This window comes from Vibrio sp. 10N.222.52.C12, assembly GCF_041474215.1.
GTDB classification, from domain to species: domain Bacteria; phylum Pseudomonadota; class Gammaproteobacteria; order Enterobacterales; family Vibrionaceae; genus Vibrio; species Vibrio crassostreae_C.
Map to the genome: position 1 here is coordinate 1 of NZ_JBFRTR010000227.1, position 741 is coordinate 741.

Here is a 741-nt window from a genome sequence, read left to right on the forward strand (position 1 = left end):
CTCGTAGGTTTGATGATTTTCGTGAAATACACGGAAATATGATGAAGCTAATTTTAAAACTACGCCCTTGGGCGTAGTTGTAATGTACGCCTAAGGGCGTATGGAGATCAAGAGTGGAATTAGGAAAAAAGATCAAAGCGATTCGTATTGCAGAACAGTTAACACAGGGGGAAATGGCACAACTTATTGATATTTCAATAGGTACCCTGAGAAATTGTGAACAGTCGCGAAAGGAATTAAAAAGTGAAAATTTGATTAAGATCACAGAGAATGAGCACTTCAAAAAGTACGCCTATTGGTTAGTTACTAATGAAACTCTTCCTGAGTCGGGTCAAATTAGTCCCGACTTTTCTATCCTATTAGAGCTCGGCATTGTCGAAAAAGTAACCAACGACAAGAAGCTTGCCTAACAGTTTGCTTGCTTAAATACTATCGATGGGGGAAGAATGATTTTAAAGAAGAATGCGAATTATTATTCAAGTCTGGCCCCTAATCAGGTGTTTGATAGTGAGCGAAAGGCCATGCAACTTGATAAGCGGTTGGCCTTAAAACTTGAGCGGGAATGTGCAGGGAAAGACTTTCGAACGCTGGATGAATTGATCACGCTTTGGTATCGAATGCACGGTAAGACGCTACGCGATCACATTCGGCTGAGGAAGAGTCTTTATCGAATATCAGAGCGTTTAGGGAACCCCATTGCGAGCGATTTTACGAGTAAAGATTTTGCGCACTATCGAGAGC

1 protein-coding gene and 1 pseudogene are annotated in these 741 nt (G+C 41.3%); both read left to right on the plus strand.

Annotated elements, in window-relative coordinates; all coding sequences use genetic code 11:
• The first annotated feature begins 113 nt into the window (after positions 1 to 113).
• Positions 114 to 410 carry a helix-turn-helix domain-containing protein gene (locus tag AB4623_RS23955; RefSeq protein ID WP_048663757.1) on the plus strand — a complete coding sequence of 99 codons (297 nt, stop codon included), beginning with the start codon at positions 114 to 116 and terminating at the stop codon, positions 408 to 410.
• A 36-nt stretch (positions 411 to 446) separates the two neighbouring features.
• Positions 447 to 741, plus strand: a pseudogene (locus tag AB4623_RS23960) (site-specific integrase); the annotation flags it as partial.